The following is a 19,163-nucleotide window of genomic DNA, read 5'->3' on the forward strand; positions in this document are numbered from 1 at the left end:
CGTAGGGGCTTTGCAAAATTTGGCTAAGCGGTGTTGTCTCTTTTTGTCAGGTCTAGACATAACTGCAAACAGACGCCTTGCTTAGCCTAAATTTTTCTTTGCCTGAAGTCATTTGGACTTGTTCTGCGCTTCCTTAGGTTTCTAGTCGGCTGGAAAAATGAATTGCTGAATTGGGTTATGAATATTCGATAACCACACATTGTTGTTTGGCACACAGTGAATGTGAAGTGTAAGGGGGTGCTATGAAAAAGCCTGTTTTATTAAGTCAATCTTTTCCGGCACTTCTCTTTTCATGCCTGTTAGGAATTCCTCTCACTTCATTGGCTGATGAAAAAAACAGTACAGATAATATTATTTACAAGGGGTTTGTTTCCCAATCTTTTATCAAATCGTGGGAGAACCCTTATTTGACCGAAAAGTCTCTTGATGGGTCGTTTGATATGCGAGAGCTTTCTTTAAATGTGAATTGGCTCGCTACTGATAATTTTCGAATGAATGGGCAAGTGCTTTCTCAGAAGCTTGGCCAATATGAGGATGGGAAACCTAAGGTTGATTTTTTATTGGCTGAATATAATTATCCGCAGGCCGATTCCAATAAAGGGATTCGTATCGGGCGGGTTAAAACGCCATATGGCTTGTTTAACCGAGTGAGAGATATTCCAACTTCACGGCCAGGATTTACGGTTCCTAACTCGGTTTATCTCGAAGGCTTAAGAGACTTTATGATTTCTACTGATGGTGTGAACCTTTATGGGGAGTGGTTTACTAAATCTGGTGAAATAGAATTCGATGCTTATGCAGGAAAACGTGAGAGTAGCGTTATCGATGGGCTTGTCACGGAAGAAATGGATGATCTGAACTTTGACCATATAAGAAAGCAGGGAGCCAGATTGTTTTTCCGCCCGGCAAACGTTTCCGGTTTACAGGTTGGAGCCAGTGGGTTAAGAGCGTCAACCTCAGTGAAAGGAGCGATTTCATCTCAAGGGGTTTATAACGATCCTAACTTTGGCCCAATACCATACACCGCCTTGAGCAATCTCAATGTTGATGTCGTGGCAGATTTATATCTACTCTCGGTTGAATATAAATGGGCGGAGTTCATTTTTCGGAGTGAATATGAGAGAGGAGAACTGGCATTTAAAGGGGACTCTCGTACCACAACAACGCTTAATCCTTCATTTACTCAAACGAGCCCAGTCAATGAATCTTTAGATATTCATGGCTATTATGTTCAGCTTGGTTGGGAACTCTCTCCTAAATGGACATGGTATGTCACTCATGAGAACTACCGAGTTGGTGAAGGTAATTCTAAGGATTCTAAACAAACCTCCAATTCGCTGGCTTTCCGCTGGAACATGACAGAAGACTGGTCACTTTCTTCCCAATATTCTGACAATAATGGGATTGGTTTACTGCCATATTTTAACGGGATGTCAAGAACTTCTGCAAAAGAGAATTGGGGGTTCTGGGGGACAACGTTAACGTATCTATTTTAAGTAGTCGCTTAGCTGTTAGGTGGTGATATATGAAAAACCAGAGAAACATCAAGTTGAGCCTAGTTCGTGCGTCTATTTTTGTGTATGTGCTATTGGGAACACCCTTTCTTGTGCAAGCTGCCCCGCTGGACCCTGAAAAGGTTGTTGTGGTTGCGAATCTTAAAGCTCCGGTAACACTAAGTGTATCTGAGTTGAGTCGTATTTTTAAAATGCGTCAGAAAGTATGGCGTAATGGACAGCCGATCTCGGTATTTGTTTTATCAGGAAGCAATGAGTTTCACAGAGTCTTTGTTAAAGAGAATCTAAATATGTCGACTACCCAATTAAGGCATGCATGGAGCCGTTTAATTTTCAGTGGAACGGGATCAATGCCGGAAGAAGTGGATGGAACCGACAAAATGTTGAAACGCTTATATGAAACCCCTGGGGCTATAGGTTACTTGCCGCTTGTTATGATGAATGATTCGAATCTTCAACAAGTTACGGTGACACATTAAATGAGTTGGCCAAACGTTGACTGCGAGTCTGGGGGTTAGAACCAATGTATAAAACACATATTATTAATAGCCTATCGCTTCTCATTCTGGTCTTGTTGATCTGGGTTTTTGGTTGGATTAACTATCAGAATTATAGTCAGATTCAAGCTCAAAAAAATTGGCAGTTGTATTTGCATAAATTCCAAGCGGGTTTGAATGTTTACGATGCATTGTTGTCTGAACAATTGGCTATTCAAGGATTAAGTTCTGGCAATCGAGATAAGATAAACCAAATTAGCGAGAAGAGTAACGCAGAGAAATTACACAGAAATTTAAAAGTACTTGATGTCGAATTCGAGTGGAAGCCGATTCATCAAGATGTTTTAGAAGAAGTTCAATTTTCGAGAGAGGATTTTCTTTCTTGCCTTGAAAATACTTCATCTGACTGTCGTTCAAATTATGATTTGTTTTCTCTGGCGATTGATGAAGCCAGTATTCAATTGGTAAACGAGCTTCAGTCAGCTTCGTCTCAGGCGAATTTTGATCCATTTGTTAATGAATTATATTTATTCATTATTCGATTAAATGATTGGCAAACTAACTTGCAAAAATTAGCGGCCTCTCTTTCCCTTTATAGCCATAACCCTTCTGATCCCGATTGGGAAATAATTAAGAACTACCTGTTTGTATTGTCAAAAACCTCAATTCTTATTCAGCCGAGTGCGAATCTCACCGCTGAATATCCTGAATTAACAGATGGGATGCTAAGAGTTGCCCAAGATTTGCAGCAGCTTAGACAAATTGCTTTGCCTTTAAAGCAACGCCAGACTCCCTACAAGAAAGCCTCTTATGCAGTAGATAAAGTGGTGTTGCCTTCCGAGCTTAATCAACTTCAAGTGTATCCCCAGAATTTAAGAGACCAGCTTTTTAGGCAGTTGGTTCAGAAATCAGATGATCTATACAATGAAGGAATTCGCTATTCATTTGGAGTGATTGCATTATCGCTATTCATGCTGCTGTTAATGTTGGCATCGATTTTTTCAATTAGAAAGCACGCCATTTTGCCTCTTCGCCAAAATGAAGTCTTGTTGGCGCATGCCCCTGTGGGAATTCTGCAGATCGATTTAAAACAAAATATTAATATGATTAATAATCAGGCATTGCAGATGTTTGGTTATTCCTTGAAGGAGATTCAAGAACAGCCGCTTAGAAAGTTATCGCCTCTACTGGCTGATTTCCTAAAAACGGTAAATAAAGAACCCGTTTTTTCTAAAGAAATTACCGGAATCAAACATAACGGAAACGCTTTTCCCATTGAGTTGTCAGCGGTAGAAATAGGCGAGGGAAATGAAAGGTTGTCTCTTTTATTGTTATCCGATCTTACGGAGAAACATAATGCAAAAGTATTGGAAAACAAACAAAAAGATTTGGTGGAAATTTTAAAAGATGCCACCGAAACGACATTGGCTCAAGTGGTTGATATTCAAGTAATTTGGGAAGGTTTCTTACAGCAGATGCAGAACCTAATCGGAGCAAATTGTTGTTTTGTTGTTGAGGTTTTAGATCAAGATAACCCTCACTTTAAGATATTGGCTAAAGTTCCTCCTCATCATGATAAAAATAATGAATCAGAGAGTTCTTCTTATGTAAAAGGCCACGAAAAATTTTATATAGAGTTATTTAAAAAATCGCCGCTATTAATGTTGTCTGAATTCCCAGAGATTAGCGTTTTGTTTGATGAGGTTTTTCCGGAAGATGTTCCTGGGAGTGAGAAAATCATTGTTCCTATTCACCACTCTGAGGTATTGGTTGGTTTCTTCGGTGTAGATTTGGTCGTGGGTGATATAGAAGTAACACAGAGTTATTTAGAACGCTTTAAAACGACCTTCTCGGTGATGATTTCACACGAAATTTATAATAAACGACAGCAGACGCTCATTGACGCACTGAACTGCCAAACTGAGGAAGCGATTCGTGCCAAAGATAATGCTGAAGCCGCTGCAAAAGCAAAAAGCCGTTTTTTAGCGAATATGAGTCACGAAATACGCACGCCAATGAATGCTGTATTAGGAATGCTTCACCTCCTGAAGTTAACGGATTTGACTAAAACCCAGAGCGATTATGTGCAAAAGAGTCAGCGAGCGGGCGAATCCTTAATGGGGATCATTAATGATATTCTCGATTTTTCAAAAATTGATTCAGGCAATTTAGAGCTTGAAGAAGTCGCATTTGATCTGGAAACCTTATTATTGAATCAGATGGAGTTAATCGCCGAATCTAATCAAAAGAGTAAGCTTGCATTTATCTTGGATTTTGATGCGCCTGATTTTGAGAGAGGTGGGCAGTGGATTGTGGGAGATGCTTTGCGACTACAGCAAGTCATCACCAATTTATTATCTAATGCAGCCAAATTTACCGAATATGGTTCAGTCAAACTTGCTGTACAAGGCAGCAAAAAGAATGGACGTGCAGAATTTAGTTTTGCCGTTAGAGATACCGGAATAGGAATTTCTCCCGAGGCGCAAACTCGACTCTTCCAGCAATTCACTCAAGCCGATGAATCGACCACGAGGAAATATGGAGGCACTGGTTTAGGATTGGCTATTTCACAACAGATCATACAGTTGATGGGCGGCGAGATCATTCTAAAAAGTGAACTAGGAAAAGGAAGCACTTTTAGTTTTGACATAGGTTTTCCGGTGCAGAATTCAAACGTTGAGAAGCCGGATGTTGATACCGCAAATAAGCATGTACTAATGTTTGGTGAATTGCTCGTGCAATCATCCGTAGTCGCATCTTATTTGAAACGCAAAGGGGTGAGGGTTACAAGGCTTGATCTAGCAGACGTTTTTACGCTAGATTTTGATAGTCTGGAGTTATTTGATGGAATATTCATTGAATTATCTAAAGGCCTAGAGTCTCCTGAAAGTTTTGAAAATGCCAGAGATGTACTGACTTTTATGCGAGAAACACAACGGCAGATTATGAGTAAAACTTACTTATTAAATTGTGGTATCGAAGACATCGTCAACTTGATTACTGAATTTGATCTGGCAGGGCAAATTCATTGCTTGACGACACCGAGTCAGCTGCTCCATGAATGGCTCTTAAATTCTGGGGAAGAAATCAAACAAAACTCGGCACTGACAAATTTTGACCTTCAAGGTAAAAGCGTTTTGTTAGTTGAAGATAACCCGATTAATCAACAAGTTGCCATGGAGTTGTTGCATTCCCAAGGCATGTTGGTTGAAGTTGCCGATAACGGGCAGCATGCTTTGGATGTTATTCATTCTCACCCAGATAATTATTTTGATGTTGTTTTGATGGACTTGCAGATGCCTGTAATGGGAGGGCATGATGCAACTATTCGGTTACGTGAGGAATCACGATATAACTCCCTCCCTATTATTGCTTTGTCTGCCCACGCGTTCCAAGAAGAAATTGATCGTAGTATGGCTATTGGAATAAACGACTTTATTACCAAGCCGGTTCTTCCAGAGGCGTTGTACCAAACTATTGGTAAGGTAATCGGAGCAGCACAGAACAATTCATTAGGTTAAGGAAACACAGAAGCCGACGCCCGAAGGGGGAAGTCGAGACAGGGGCTTTGTAAAGGGCGTTGTCTGTTTTTGCCAGTTCTAGATATGACTGTAAACAGACGCCTTGCTTACCCAAAATTTTACTTTGCATGAAGTCAATGGGGACTTACTCTGTGTTTCCTTAAACGAGATTTTGAAATCAATGAGGACTTATTTTGCGCTTCGTTAAGTCCCGTAACCTAGGATAATTGGTGATATTATTGCATCATTAAAATATTCAAAATAAGAAAAAGGACATCACCATTGGATTATTTAGCAAGATCAAAACACCTGGTTCAATTACAGGATGATTTGAATGAAGCAACCATTGCTAACTGGGTAAGTAATGGAAATGATTGGGAGACAGCGATTGTTATTGAGTGCGCGGAAGCTATCGATAGCACGCCTTGGAAGTGGTGGAAGTCAATGGACGCGGATATAGCGAATCTGAAAGTCGAAACCATCGATACGTTGCACTTTTTGATTTCTAAGGCCATGAATGATTTAACGACTGATTCACCAGTCAGAGAAGAATATATTGATAATGTCACGCACTCACTTGCCAATGCCTTAAGAAAACATCCCGCAAAAACGGAAGTACAGATTAAAGGGATTAAAGAGCTTTATAAAAAACTGATGTTAAGTACTCTAAAACAAGGCCATATGGACGAGTATTTAGAGGTGATTTCAGAAATTTTTGCTTGTTTAGGGATGGGAATTGATGACATTTATGCGAGCTATATTTCTAAAAATCTCTTGAACCACTTTAGGCAGGAGAGAGGTTATAAAAATCCAGATGTCCACTACACTAAAGTCTTTGCTGATGGCCGGGAAGATAATGCGGTTTTCTTTGATGTAGTGACGAAAGTGGCAGAAGATCACCCTGATGTTGAACTGCACTCATTGAAGGAACTGGTCTTTAGTGAAATGGATGCAAAGGTTTTTGCCAACAGCGAAAAAGCGTAATGTTTTGTGCTAGGCCTATCCTATGATTGCTATTGTGTAGGATATAAAAACGGCACAGCTGGTTTCTTTGGCTGTGCTGTTTGCTTTTAAATTCGCTGAGCAGACTTTTGTAAGGCTTCAGTCCATCATTCATAAAAACTCGCCTCTTTTCTCGAATGCTACTGGCTTGGTAGGATGAAATCTCACTTAAGTAGAGGGTTTAATCCATGAAGAAACTAGCACTTATTTTAGGCTCCGCCGTTCTATTCAGCCAAGGCGCTATGGCAGAAACCTCTGACGCACGAGGTGGTTTTGATCGTGAGCAGGTAAAATACGAACGCCAAGCAAAGATAGAGCGCGATAAAAAATATCACTACGCGCGTTTAAGTCGTGAAGATGAAAAATTTAACTAAGGCATTAACTTATTCTGCGCTTCTTTAAGCGGTTAATGCTTTTTTGATAGCGCTGAAACAATTGGTGCTATTGGTCGCTAAATACGCGAACGTTCCATTTTTCCGCTAAGCCATTCTCAGCTAAGCACTGCTGTTCAAAGAAATTGACGATATAGTCTTTCTGGCAGTGCTCTTCAAAGGCATTCATATCCTGCCAGATTTCATTAAAGACAATCGGAAACCCCGTGCCTTCGGCAAAGCTACTGGCGATTTGTCGGGTTACTCGGTATTGGATGCAGCCGTCTTCACGTAACGTTTGCGGTTCCAGTGCGCGTAGAACTTCAAATAAGGCTTGTTCTTGGCCGGCTTTTGGAAGAAATTCGGCGATGCAGTAAACTTTTGAAGACATTTTTCTCTCTTTTGGTTCCTTGAAAAGAGCCATATCTTAGTGCAATTGATTACCAAATTGGGGCTGTTGAAAAATTATCTTGCGCTGTTGTCGTGCACAAAATTTCGAGTTGCAGGAAGTAATTGATTTCCAATAATTTTAATCGGTTTGTTAAGCAAATTTCCTTAGTAAGCACTTTTAAAAAAAATATTAGCTGATACTTTTAAACAATATGTCTTTAGACTGAGGATGAGCTATGCGTGTTGTTTCCATGATTAATGGTTCTTTACTTTCCGAATCGGCCAGTTATTACGCTCTGTCTTATGCACGAGCGGTGCAACTGCCTTTTACTGCGTTATTTGTTGATAACGGTAAAGAATCTGAGGAGCGTGTACAGCAATCAGTCGCGGCGCTGCAAGAGTATGCCGAAGCTAATAATGTCTCTTTTGAGGTCGTCACTCTGCAAGGCGAAGTGGTGCCGCAGCTACAACATTTCTGCCAGCTCTATGCAGTCGATACCCTGTTTTGCGCGACGCGGCAAAAATCTAGCCTGCGTTCTTTCAGTGAGCAGATCGTCAAATCTGGAATTGAAACGGATATTGCCGTCGTCAAGGTCAAAAATGTTACTCACGTTCGCAGTTTCAATCGCCTAATGCTGGTTTCCAAAGAACTGATTAATCCGCATGTATTTGTGCTCTGGCTTGGATTGCTTAAGGCGAACGATGGCGTTGGCCGTATCTATCTTTCTTCAGAAAAAGCCTTTGCCAAGGCGACGACTAAATCCGGCCTTAAATATCTGGCCGCGCCCTTTATGCAGTTGGCAACCTTAAGTGATATTTCTGCCGATAACATTGAAGTGGTCAACGCTTTGCAGCCGATGGATGCGGAAGCGTTAATGCGCTATGAGGTTGAAAATAATATCGATTTGTTAGTGATTCGCGCAGGTGTTTATCCGCAAAAAGAACTGAACCATATTGGTGATCACAGCGGTGTCAATTCGATTATTTTCCACCCGTGGAAAGGTTAAGAGGACGCATCGATGATATTTCAAAAGCCGATAGAAAAAGTTTTTGCACAGGTTAAAAGTAGCAAAGATGGCCTGCATAATGGCGAAATTGAGCGTCGCTTGCGTGATTTTGGTCCGAACCAGATCGCTAAGACAGAGAAAAAAGATTACCGTATCGAATACCTCAAGGAGTACATCAGCTTCTTCCCGATTCTTTTGGAAGTTGCAGGTTTACTGGCCTTGGTAGCGCACTATTTTCAGCCGGACGAAGGCAATGATATTCTGGCCTATGCAGTGTTTGCGGCGGTGTTCGTCAATGCCACCTTTACCTTTTGGCAGAAGTTTAAAGCCGACAAGGCGATGGAAGCATTGCTTAAGTTGGTGCGCTCCGAAGCGACGGTTTTGCGCAATGGTGAAACCGTTACCATTGATGCCACGCAGATTGTGCCCGGCGATGTCTTGATTCTCAATGAGGGCGATAAGGTCGCTGCCGATGCGATTTTGTTTGAATCGAATGATTTATATTTGAATCTATCGGTACTGAATGGCGAATCGACACCTTCTCTGCGAAGCCTGAATGCCGGAGACGCAAAGCGTGAATTGGATGCCAAGAATATGGTTTTTGCCGGTGCCTCGATTACCAATGGTAATGGCTTGGCGGTAGTGGTGGCAACTGGTGAAGCGACCGAGTTCGGTAAGATTGCGCGAATGACCGCCGAGGTCGGAAAAACCGAAACGCCGATTGAAAAAGAGATCAAGCACATGACCAAAATCCTGACGATTTTGGCGTTAGCAGCGGGTGTTGTGTTCTTTTTATTGGGTTGGTTCTCTGACCGAGGTTTATTGATTTCGGCCATTTTTGCCTTGTCGCTGATTGTTGCCAATGTGCCGGAAGGTTTACTGCCCACGATTACTCTTTCGTTGTCGCTTGCTTCGCAACGCATGGCGCGTCGCCAAGCTTTGATTAAAAACCTCAATTCGGTAGAAACACTGGGTTCAGCGACAGTAATCTGTACCGATAAAACCGGTACCTTAACCCAGAACGAGATGACGGTTAAATCAGTTTGGATGGCAAATGGTTGCGCCTGCTCGGTGGACGGTAACGGTTATTACGAAAAAGGCGAATGGCAATTTACCGGAGAGCCGGGACGTTCGCCGCATGAATCGAAAAAAAGTTCCTTTGAACCGCTACAGGAAATGCTGCAATTGGCGGCAATTAATACCCATGCGCAGGTTGATTATCAGGCGAAAAACGCTTTTGGCGATCCGACAGAAATCGCTCTGGTAGTAGCTGCCGAGAAAGCAGAAGCTTCGTTAGACGGTTGGGAAAAGCAGCAAGAGTACGCTTTCTCTTCAGAGCGTAAAATGATGTCGACTTTGGTCAAGCCGAAGGGGGAATACCAGCCTGTTTTGGCGGTTAAAGGGGCGCTTGAAGCGGTGTTACCGCTGTGTACGACCTGGCAAAGCGATGGTGAAGCCAAGTCTATGGATGCCGATAAAATCGCGCAGATTGAGCAGCAAAATCAGAAAATGGCACAACAAGCTTATCGTGTCTTAGCAATCGCAATGAAAAAAGGTGATGGCGAAAACGACTTGGTATTCCTTGGTCTGATGGGCTTAATGGACCCACCGCGAAATGGCGTTAAAGAAGCAGTTGCACAATGTTATTCAGCACAAATTCGAGTGATGATGATTACCGGAGATAATCCGATTACTGCGCAAGCAATCGGCAAGCAGATTGGCTTGAAAGTCGATGAAGTCTTGACCGGCCCTGACCTAGACCATATGAGCGATGATTTACTACGTAGTAAGCTCAAAGAAGAACATCTGTTGTTTGCGCGAATGGCGTCGGCGCAGAAGTTACGTATCGCGCAGTTGTTGCAAGATAATGGCGAAGTGGTGGCAATGACCGGCGACGGAGTTAACGATTCGCCGGCTCTGAAACAAGCGGATATCGGTATCGCTATGGGCTCGGGTACCGATGTTGCCAAAGAGTCCGGCGATATGATTTTGCTGGATGATAACTTCCGCTCGATTGTTGCGGCAGTCGAAGAAGGGCGTACGGTGTATTTCAATATCAAGAAAATCACCACTTATATTCTTAGTTCTAATGTGCCGGAAATCGTGCCTTATGTGTTGTCTTTCTTCCTGAAAATACCGATGCCGTTATCGGTGATTCAAATCTTGTTGATTGACTTGGGGACTGACCAGTTGCCGGGCTTAGGATTAGGTTCTGAAAAACCGGAAAAACACATTATGCAACGCCCGCCGGTCGGTAAGAACGAGCGGATTCTTGATAAGGAAGTGTTTAAACGCGGCTATTTTATGAACGGTGTATTTGAAGGGGCGGCAGCGATGTTCGCTTTCCTTGGTTTCCTGTTCTTGACCGGTTGGGAATACGGTAATCTGGATATCTCCGACGAGTATCATCGTCAAGCGATGACCATGACGCTATTGGGAGCGATTACCTGTCAGATGGCGAATGTCTTCACCTTACGTTCTTGGGAAGATTCGCTATGGAATATGCAGGGCGTGAATAAGATGATTTGGTTCGGTGTCGGCACCGAGGTGATTATCGTCTTGTTGATTTTATATGCGCCACCGGTACAGACTGTCTTTAATACCGCAACGGTACCACTGGAATATCTATGGCTACTGATTCCATTCCCGATTTTGCTGTTGCTGAATCACGAATGGTATAAAAAGCGTCAACGCGAAAAGCTTGGTTTGACAACAGCCTAAAATAAGAAAGGCGCAGTTAAGCGCCTTTTTTATGGCGTTCTGTTTTATGACAGTGGCATTCCCAAAGCCCAAAACAGTTTGCTTTTCAGTTGGCTAATTTGTGCTTCGATTTGCGGTAAGCTGCTTTGCACTTGGTACACCTTGCGTTGCGCCTCGAGTAATTCTAATGTATCGCTATCGCCGCTGACCAAGGCGTGTTCAATGGTTTCAAGATAACATTGCGCGGTGTTCAATGCCTTGAGTTGTACAGCACGTTGTTGATAGAGATTACGGATTTGTTGCCAACTGTTTTCTGCCAGTGCAATGAGCTGATTTTCCTGATCGCGTTGTAGCGCTTGCAACTGGTGCATTTGGGCACGGGCTTGGGCACTTAACGCTTTGTCTTGACCCGCTAGATAAAGCGGTGCGTTGAGACGAATTCCAGCTTTGATGCCAGTCATATCGTCGTAGAAGTTACGGTTGGAATCGTTGTACACCAGCGCGCTAAACGCTTCGATGCGCGGTGCGGCGAAATGCTTTTGCTGAGCGATCTTCTTACGTGCAGTTTTGACTTGTTGTTGAATCGCTTCGACTTTGGGGTTATGCATCACCAACAACTGCCAAATGCTCTCTTCTCGAGTGCTGAAAGCCTTCTGTTCGAGAGGATTAACATAAGCCTCTAGCAAATCTTCCGGCACAATCGGCTTCTCGTCGGCAATCGCTTTAGTATTGAATGAAGGCAATGCAATCTCCGGTCGGTCGATGATTCCAAGCTGTTCACGCAAAGCTGTCCGCAGGGTATCAAGCTTGCTTTGCGATTGCAGGCGTGTTCTCCGGTTTTGCTGTAGGCGACTTTCCACTTGTGCCATGTCCTCCAAGGCTTCGATGCCGAGTTGCATGCGTTCTTCTACCTGAAACAGCAAGTCGATAAGAAAATCTCGTTCGCGTTGCAGATAGTCGAGTTGCGCCTGTTCCTGCCAATATTGATAGTAGGATTGAGCGGCCGCTAGACGAATTTGCTGCAAGCCGGCTTCCAACAGCAGAGACTGACTCTGCATATCGCTGATGGCAACCTCTTCACCGGCGCTGAGCATCGGGTCTGACAGCGGATAATTCAGCGCCAGTGTATTGGCAAAACGCGGATAGTTTTTATGTTCGGCGATGGTATAGCTGAGCTCACTTTGCAGTCTAACCTGCGGTTGCAGCTGCGCTTGCAGTTCCTGAATTTTCGCCAAGGATAGATTTTCCGCCGCGCGTAGATAATCGATTTGTGGATGATTGTGCTCGGCGATGATTAGTAGCTCTTTAAGCGCCGAGTCGGCTTTTGTCGGCAACGGCATTAAGCAGAACGTTGCCAAAATTATGGATGTCAGTTTCATGCGTGAGCTCCTTGATTATCAGTCCGGTTTTCGGTTTGTAGCTTGCCGCGTTTTAGACGATTGAGCATTAACAGATAAGTCAGTATCGGTAATAGAATCATCGATACCAAAGGTGCGGAAATCATGCCGCCAATCATGGGTGCGGCAATACGTTGCATAACATCCGAGCCGGTGCCTTCGCCGAACATAATCGGTAGCAGGCCAATGACAATTACGCTGACAGTCATCGCTTTCGGGCGCACGCGTTGCACTGCGCCTTGCAGAATCGCGGCGCGTAGTTCAACGGCATTATTGAGACGGTTTTCGTCAATCGCTTGGTTGATCGCTTGTTTTAAATACAGCAGCATGACTACGCCAAACTCGGCGGCGACGCCGGCGAGCGCAATCATCCCGACTGCCACGGCAACCGAATAATCGAAGTCCAGCCACCAGATAAACCACACCGAGCCGAGTAGAGCGAATGGCACTACCAGCATAATCATCAGTGCTTCAATGGCGTCTTTGAAAATCGCATACAGCAGGACAAAGATAATCAGCAGAGCAAGCGGCACAATCTGTTGTAGGCTTTGTTGTGCCTTGAGTAGGTATTCATATTGGCCGCTCCACGTCAGGCTGTAGCCGGTCGGTAGATCAAGATTGTCGGCAACGGCTTGTTTGGCGCGTTCGATATAGCCGACCAAGTCGGTGCCAGGTTGCAGGTCAACAAAGGTCCAGCCGTTAAGACGGGCATTTTCCGATTTAATCATCGGCGGGCCGAGTTTCACCACCACATCGGCAACCATACCGAGTTGCAGTTGTTGCCCGCTGGCAGTAACAATTGGTAAGGTCTGCAAGGCTTGCACGGAATCACGCCAGCTTTGCGGGTAACGCAAATTCATGCTGTAACGTTCACGGCCTTCCAAGGTGGTTTGCAATTTCTTACCGCCAACTGCGGTGGCAAGAATATCGGCCAGTTCCGCGGCTTGTAAACCATATAACGCCAGTTGTTTGCGGCGCGGCAGGATTTCAATATAACGGCCGCCTTCGGCACGATCGGAATAAGCCGAGAGGGTGCCATCGACTTTACTCAGCGTCGCTTCGAGTTGTTTACCGATGTTTTCGATTTCGTTGAGGCTATCGCCGGAAATTTTGACCCCAATCGGGGTTTTAATCCCAGTCGATAGCATATCGATACGGGTCTTAATCGGTTGCACCCAAGCATTGGTCACTCCGGGTAATTTAACGGTTTGATTGAGTTCTTCAATCAATTTTTCCAAGGTCATACCGTCGCGCCATTCGGATTTGTCTTTGAGTTGAATGGTGGTTTCAATCATCGTTAAGGGCGCCGGGTCGGTGGCGGTATCAGCACGACCGATTTTACCGAACACACTTTTCACTTCCGGAAACTGTTTAATTAAACGGTCGGTCTGTTGTAATAGTGCTTGCGCATTACCAATCGACAGCCCCGGCAGAGTGGTCGGCATATACAGTAAATCGCCTTCTTCTAGTTCCGGCATAAACTCGGAGCCGAGTTGTTGCCAAGGATAGATGATGGTAGCCAGTGATAGCGTCGCTAAGAGAATCACGCCTTTAGGCCAGTTCAATAAAAAGGTCATGACTGGGTTATAAATCGCAACCAAAAAACGGTTCAGCGGATTACTGGATTCTTTCGGCAATTTGCCGCGTACGAAATAACCGAGTAGCACCGGCACAAGAGTAATCGCTAAACCGGCGGCAACCGCCATGGACAGGGTTTTGGTCATTGCCAAAGGGCTGAATAAGCGGCCGGCCTGTTCTTGTAAAGCGAACACCGGCACAAAGCTCATGGCGATAATCAGCAAGGATAAGAACAGTGCGCCGCCTACTTCTTTGGAGGCTTTCAATACCAAAGCCCAGTGTTCAGTGACGCTCGGCAAGCGTTGTTGCTGTTTCTCAAAAAATTCCATGTGTTTGTGGGTGTTTTCAATCATCACGATGGCGGCATCAACCATGGTACCGATGGCGATGGCTATTCCTGCTAAACTCATAATATTTGCGGTAATGCCGAGCCATTCCATAATGATAAAGGCTCCGAGAATGCCGAGCGGTAGAGAGATAATCGCCACCAAGGCCGAGCGCAAGTGAAACAGAAACAGAATCGATACCAGCGCGACCACAATCATCTCTTCAATTAGTTTATCGCTGAGATTGTCGATAGAGCGTTCAATCAGTGCCGAGCGGTCATAGGTTTCAATGAGCTCTACACCTTGCGGTAAGCCCCTCTGCAATTCGCTCAGTTTCGCTTTGACGTTATTAATGACGTCCAAAGCATTTTCTCCAGAGCGCATTACGACAATGCCGCCGACCACTTCGCCTTCACCATCCAGTTCAGCAATGCCGCGACGTGCTTCAGCTCCGAATTTAATCTTGGCGAGATCGCCGAGTAAAATCGGAATGCCGGTGCTGGAATTAAGGCCGATGGTCATCTGTTGCAGGTCTTCTAAGCCCGTCGCGTAACCTTTAAAAGCGACCATATATTCGGCTTCTCCTTGTTCGATAACTGAAGCGCCGACTTCAGCTGAACTATTTTTAATTGCTTGCTGAATTTGCGTCAAAGTAATGCCATAAGCACGCAATTTATTCGGCTCGATTTCCACTTGATACTGACGCAACATACCGCCGATAGAGGCGACCTCGGAAACGCCGGAAATCGATTGCAGCTCGTATTTTAAAAACCAATCCTGAATCGAACGTAATTGCGCCAAATCTTGCTGATTACTGCGGTCGACCAGTGCATATTGATAAATCCAGCCGACACCGGAAGCATCCGGCCCGAGATTCGGTTGTACGCCAGCCGGTAAGGTACTTTTCACCTGTGATAGATATTCCAGCACCCGCGAACGCGCCCAATACGGATCGGTGCCGTCCTCAAATAGGACATACACATAGGAATCGCCGAAGAAGGAATACCCGCGTACCGCTTTAGCTTGCGGTACCGACATCATCAAGCTGGAAATCGGGTAGGTGACTTGATCTTCCACTACTTGCGGAGTCTGTCCGGTGTAGTTGGTTTTGATAATCACTTGTACATCGGATAGGTCGGGAATGGCGTCCAGCGGGGTTTTATGTAGCGACTGCCAGCCCCAGACGGCAATGGCGATGCTGACCAGTAATACCAAGATGCGGTTGCGCAGCGAATACTCGATAATTGAATTTAACATCATCGCCTCCTATTCGCCGCTAATCAAACGACGTAAGTTAGCTTGAATTTGGCTTTCCGAGTCAATTAAGAATTGCCCAGAGGTAACGATTTCCTGATCGACAGCAAGGCCGGAAACCACTTCGACCACACCGCGTGATTGCGTGCCGGTAATCACTTCAACGACCTCGAATTTGCCATTGCCGAGACGTTTTACCACGCGTTTTTGCTGACCGTCATCGATTACCGCTTCCAGAGGAATTGCGAGCACGCCATGTTTCGGCCCGCCGAAGATTTCCACGTCCACCAGCATATTCGGTTTTAGGTTGCCGTTTTGATTAAGCAGTGGAATACGCACCGTAGTCGCTTGAGTTTTGCTATCGGCCACCGGATAGATATAGCTGATTTCGCCTTCCCAGCGCTGATCGGGAAGTGCACTAGAGGTGATATTGGCAGTGAGGTTTTCTGTCAGCCATGCTTGTTGTAACGGTAAAACTTGCGCCTCAATCCAGATCGAACTTAAATCCTGAAGACTCATTAGTTCGGTTTGCGGTTGCACATACATGCCGTTTTGTACTATCAGATTAGCGACTATGCCGTCTTGTGCGGCATAGACCGGAATTTCATCAAATACACGGCCGCGTTTTTGCAAAGACTTGATGGTGCCGCCGCTAATGCCGAGAAACTTTAAACGTGATTCAAGCGCATCAAGAATTGCTTGATTGCCGTTGCGCATCTTCGACTTTTTATAGGCTAGCAGGTAATCTTGTTGGGCGGCGACGATTTCTGGTGAATAGATTTTATATAGCAGTTGGCCGCGTTTAACCGCTTCGCCGTTATTGCGTACGCTGAGATTGCTAATCCAGCCTTCCGCACGGGGGTGGATGTGGATCACTTTGGATTCGTCAGCGACCACCTTGCCAAAGGTTGGAATGTATTTCCAAATGGTGGTTTCTTGCACGCGTGTGGTACGAATGGCAAAACCTTGGCGTAAGTCACTCGGCATGCTTTGACTGCTGGCAATCTGCAATTGATTGCTTTGCTGTTCGAAAGCTTGGCGAACTAAATCCATTCCGCAAATCGGACAAGCGCCTTCATGCTCTCGAATAATCTGCGGATGCATCGGGCAGACATATTTGTAGAGTGTACCGGCATTGTCGGCCGGAGCCATCTGCTGTATTTCGGTATCGTGATTGGTGTGCCCATCAGCACCGTTTGCGGCTTGAAAATTGAAAACGGTTAGCGCCCAAACCCATGGCGCAAGATGTCGCTTAGACATAATAAATTCCTTTTAACGCATAGAGATAACGTCGCTAAACTCGGCATTGAGCCGTGGCATTAGCGGTTAGTAAAAATTTAAGCGTTAAAAGCTCTTGGAGGGCGTTCTAGGTTTTGGCTTGGTGCTGAAATCAATACCGGTTGATAGGCATTAACGGGATATTGCGCGTTGTTGTATAAAACAAGTGGCGCAAGGGTTGGTAAATTCAGGGTCTGTAGATGTAAGTGTTTGACGCAGTCGCACTGCTCGCCGCAATCATCGCAGGGAGTTAAATCATAACTGGCGGCTAAATGGTGGTGATGTGCAGATAGAGATTGATGGTTGGCATTTTGTGCCATCATCGATGGGCAGTGTTCGCCCATCATTTGCGGTGCTTCGGCTTGCATCGCCATGTGTTGTTCGTGCTGAGATGATGGCGTCCACAAAGCTGCCTCTGCCAAAATTGGCCTAAGCATAATGCTGATGGCAAGCACCATCAGAAGCAGCATTGAGGTTGTGGATTGACGCATTCTTTTAGCCTGAAGTCGGTTACTTGATTTAACCGTTGATTCCGTAATGGTTTCGAGTATAGCCTAAAAATTTAAATCGGCGCAATCCTTAAAGTTTGACGGAAGTCTTAAATACTTGTGTCACCCAAGTTATTAATAAATTGTCGAATTCGTTCAACAGCCTCTTCGATTCGGTCATTGGTATAGGCCAGCCGGACATGAGTGTTACCGGCAACTTTACCGAAGTCGGTGCCGGGAGTAATTGCCACGCCGGTTTGTTCCAGAAGTTGAGCGCAGAACTGTTCGGAATCGTGTGTGTATTCCGAGACATCCCAATACAGATAGAAAGCGCCTTGCGGTAGTGTTGTCAAGGTGAAGCCGGCCGCTTGCATCGCTTGGTATAGACGGTCGCGACGTTGTTGGAAAATTTGTCGACGTTGTTCCAACTCTATTAAAGCGTCTTTTTCTAATGCCGCCAAAGCCCCGTATTGCGACGGTGTCGGTGCGGAAAGATACAGGTTTTGACCAAGGCGGTCGAGTACATCAATCAGTTGCTTAGGTGCGACAGCCCAACCCAAACGCCAGCCTGTCATGCCGAAAAACTTGGAAAAGCTGTTTATCACAATGACATTCTCCGGCAAGTGATTATGTGCGAGAACCGACTCTGCCGGACGCTCATACACTAAGCCTTGGTAAATTTCGTCGACAATCAGATAACCGTCGCGCTCGGCAAGGAAGTGTGCCATTTTTAGTAATTCATCCTGCTCGATTAGGGTTCCGGTCGGGTTTGCCGGACTAGCGACCATCACTGCTTTAACATCGCTGTTCCAGTGTTTTTCCAGTCGCTCTACGGTTAGTTGATATTGGCTGTCGGCATCGACCGGCACGCTAATTACTTGCGCTTGCAATAGTTCGACAAATTGGCGATTACATGGATAGGTTGGATCGGCCATTAAAACCTTATCGTTAGGATTGAGGATGGCGGTCAAAACCAACTGCAGTGCCGACGAAGAGCCGGGGGTGATGACAATCTGTTCGGCATTCACTTCGGCTTGATAGAAATCCGCATAAAACGCGCTTAGTTTTTGGCGTAGTGCCGGTAAGCCCAAAGTCGGCGTATAGTGAGTGCAGCCTTGTTCGGCGGCTTTAATTGCCGCTTGGTGAACGCATGGCAAGGAAGGAAAGTCTGGTTCGCCGATTTCCATATGAATGATGTCTGCGCCTTCGGCTTCAAGTTGTTTGGCTTGACCTAGAATTTTCATGACCCGAAACGGGGCAATTTGTGCAGCGGTTTTTGAAATGGGTAGGCTCATTGAATTGTGCTTCATGATAGAATTTGTGGTTTGTGATTTTAATTGAACTGGGAGTTGAAATGCCGTCTTTTGATATTGTTTCTGAATTGGATAAACACGAATTACAAAATGCAGTGGATCAAGCGAATAAAGAAGTGACCACGCGTTATGATTTTAAAGGAACGGCTTCCGAATTTTCGCTGAACGGTACAACCGTAAGCATGAGTACGGAATCGGACTTTCAGCTTAAGCAAATGTTGGATATTCTGATTCAGAAAGCGAACCGCCGTGGCATTGATGTGAAGTGTATTGAAGAAAAAGATCCGACCATTCAGTTGAAATCAGCCAAACAGGATATTGTTATGCGCGAAGGTCTGGATACACCTCTAGCGAAGAAAGTCGTTAAGCTGATTAAAGACAGTAAGTTGAAAGTACAAGCACAAATTCAAGGCGAGAGTGTGCGTGTGACCGGTAAGAAACGTGATGATCTTCAGGCGGTAATGCAGTTGCTGCGTGGTAGCGAAGACATCGAAATGCCGTTGCAGTTCAATAACTTTAGAGATTAA

General features: G+C 44.9%; 14 protein-coding genes. 8 read left to right on the top strand and 6 right to left on the bottom strand.

The genetic code is table 11. The features are described from left to right. Positions 1-242: 242 nt before the first annotated feature. The 5 genes from J3998_RS08085 to J3998_RS08105 all read left to right on the top strand — a co-directional run bounded on the left by J3998_RS08085 (position 243) and on the right by J3998_RS08105 (position 6,908). Complete coding sequence (locus J3998_RS08085) at positions 243-1,496, top strand: hypothetical protein (protein ID WP_208149834.1); 1,254 nt, start codon at positions 243-245, stop codon at positions 1,494-1,496. Positions 1,497-1,525: 29 nt separating this feature from the next. After that, positions 1,526-1,993, top strand: coding sequence for a hypothetical protein (locus tag J3998_RS08090; protein ID WP_208149836.1), 468 nt, complete (start codon positions 1,526-1,528; stop codon positions 1,991-1,993). Positions 1,994-2,037: 44 nt separating this feature from the next. Next, complete coding sequence (locus J3998_RS08095; protein WP_208149838.1) at positions 2,038-5,532, top strand: ATP-binding protein; 3,495 nt, start codon at positions 2,038-2,040, stop codon at positions 5,530-5,532. 282 nt (positions 5,533-5,814) lie between these two features. Beyond that, positions 5,815-6,516 (top strand): dUTP diphosphatase, encoded by a 702-nt coding sequence (locus tag J3998_RS08100; protein ID WP_208149840.1) that lies wholly within the window; start codon positions 5,815-5,817, stop codon positions 6,514-6,516. Between the two features lie 206 nt (positions 6,517-6,722). Beyond that, positions 6,723-6,908, top strand: coding sequence for a hypothetical protein (locus tag J3998_RS08105; protein ID WP_208149842.1), 186 nt, complete (start codon positions 6,723-6,725; stop codon positions 6,906-6,908). 67 nt (positions 6,909-6,975) lie between these two features. Here J3998_RS08105 and J3998_RS08110 read toward each other — a convergent pair whose 3' ends face one another. Then, a complete protein-coding gene (locus J3998_RS08110) occupies positions 6,976-7,296 on the bottom strand; it encodes a putative quinol monooxygenase (protein ID WP_208149843.1) in 321 nt (106 codons plus the stop codon). 235 nt (positions 7,297-7,531) lie between these two features. Here J3998_RS08110 and J3998_RS08115 point away from each other — a divergent pair, with 235 nt between their 5' ends. Together J3998_RS08115 and J3998_RS08120 are read left to right on the top strand one after the other, a co-directional pair. Continuing rightward, on the top strand, positions 7,532-8,302 hold the full coding sequence (locus J3998_RS08115) for a universal stress protein (RefSeq protein WP_208149844.1): 771 nt from the start codon (positions 7,532-7,534) through the stop codon (positions 8,300-8,302). Positions 8,303-8,314: 12 nt separating this feature from the next. Further along, a complete protein-coding gene (locus J3998_RS08120) occupies positions 8,315-11,023 on the top strand; it encodes a cation-translocating P-type ATPase (RefSeq protein ID WP_208149845.1) in 2,709 nt (902 codons plus the stop codon). A 44-nt stretch (positions 11,024-11,067) separates the two neighbouring features. On the opposite strand, the gene J3998_RS08125 is transcribed toward J3998_RS08120, so the two are convergent. The 5 genes from J3998_RS08125 to J3998_RS08145 form a co-directional block, all read right to left on the bottom strand. Further along, positions 11,068-12,381 carry a TolC family protein gene (locus tag J3998_RS08125; protein ID WP_208149851.1) on the bottom strand — a complete coding sequence of 438 codons (1,314 nt, stop codon included), beginning with the start codon at positions 12,379-12,381 and terminating at the stop codon, positions 11,068-11,070. Beyond that, the gene (locus J3998_RS08130; protein WP_208149853.1) at positions 12,378-15,560 is read right to left on the bottom strand and encodes an efflux RND transporter permease subunit; all 3,183 of its coding nucleotides are present in this window, start codon (positions 15,558-15,560) and stop codon (positions 12,378-12,380) included. Before J3998_RS08130 ends, J3998_RS08125 begins: the two co-directional genes overlap by 4 nt. A gap of 9 nt (positions 15,561-15,569) precedes the next feature. Further along, positions 15,570-16,817 carry an efflux RND transporter periplasmic adaptor subunit gene (locus J3998_RS08135; RefSeq protein ID WP_243750661.1) on the bottom strand — a complete coding sequence of 416 codons (1,248 nt, stop codon included), beginning with the start codon at positions 16,815-16,817 and terminating at the stop codon, positions 15,570-15,572. A 77-nt stretch (positions 16,818-16,894) separates the two neighbouring features. Beyond that, positions 16,895-17,326, bottom strand: coding sequence for a hypothetical protein (locus tag J3998_RS08140; RefSeq protein WP_208149855.1), 432 nt, complete (start codon positions 17,324-17,326; stop codon positions 16,895-16,897). A 107-nt stretch (positions 17,327-17,433) separates the two neighbouring features. Further along, positions 17,434-18,618, bottom strand: a complete 1,185-nt coding sequence (locus J3998_RS08145) for an aminotransferase class I/II-fold pyridoxal phosphate-dependent enzyme (RefSeq protein WP_208149866.1) — start codon at positions 18,616-18,618, stop codon at positions 17,434-17,436. Positions 18,619-18,677: 59 nt separating this feature from the next. On the opposite strand from J3998_RS08145, the gene J3998_RS08150 reads away from it, so the two are divergent. Next, positions 18,678-19,163: a YajQ family cyclic di-GMP-binding protein gene (locus J3998_RS08150; protein WP_208149868.1), complete on the top strand. Its 486-nt coding sequence runs from the start codon at positions 18,678-18,680 to the stop codon at positions 19,161-19,163.

The sequence above is a fragment of the Thiomicrorhabdus marina genome, assembly GCF_017571465.1.
Taxonomy (GTDB): domain Bacteria; phylum Pseudomonadota; class Gammaproteobacteria; order Thiomicrospirales; family Thiomicrospiraceae; genus Thiomicrorhabdus; species Thiomicrorhabdus marina.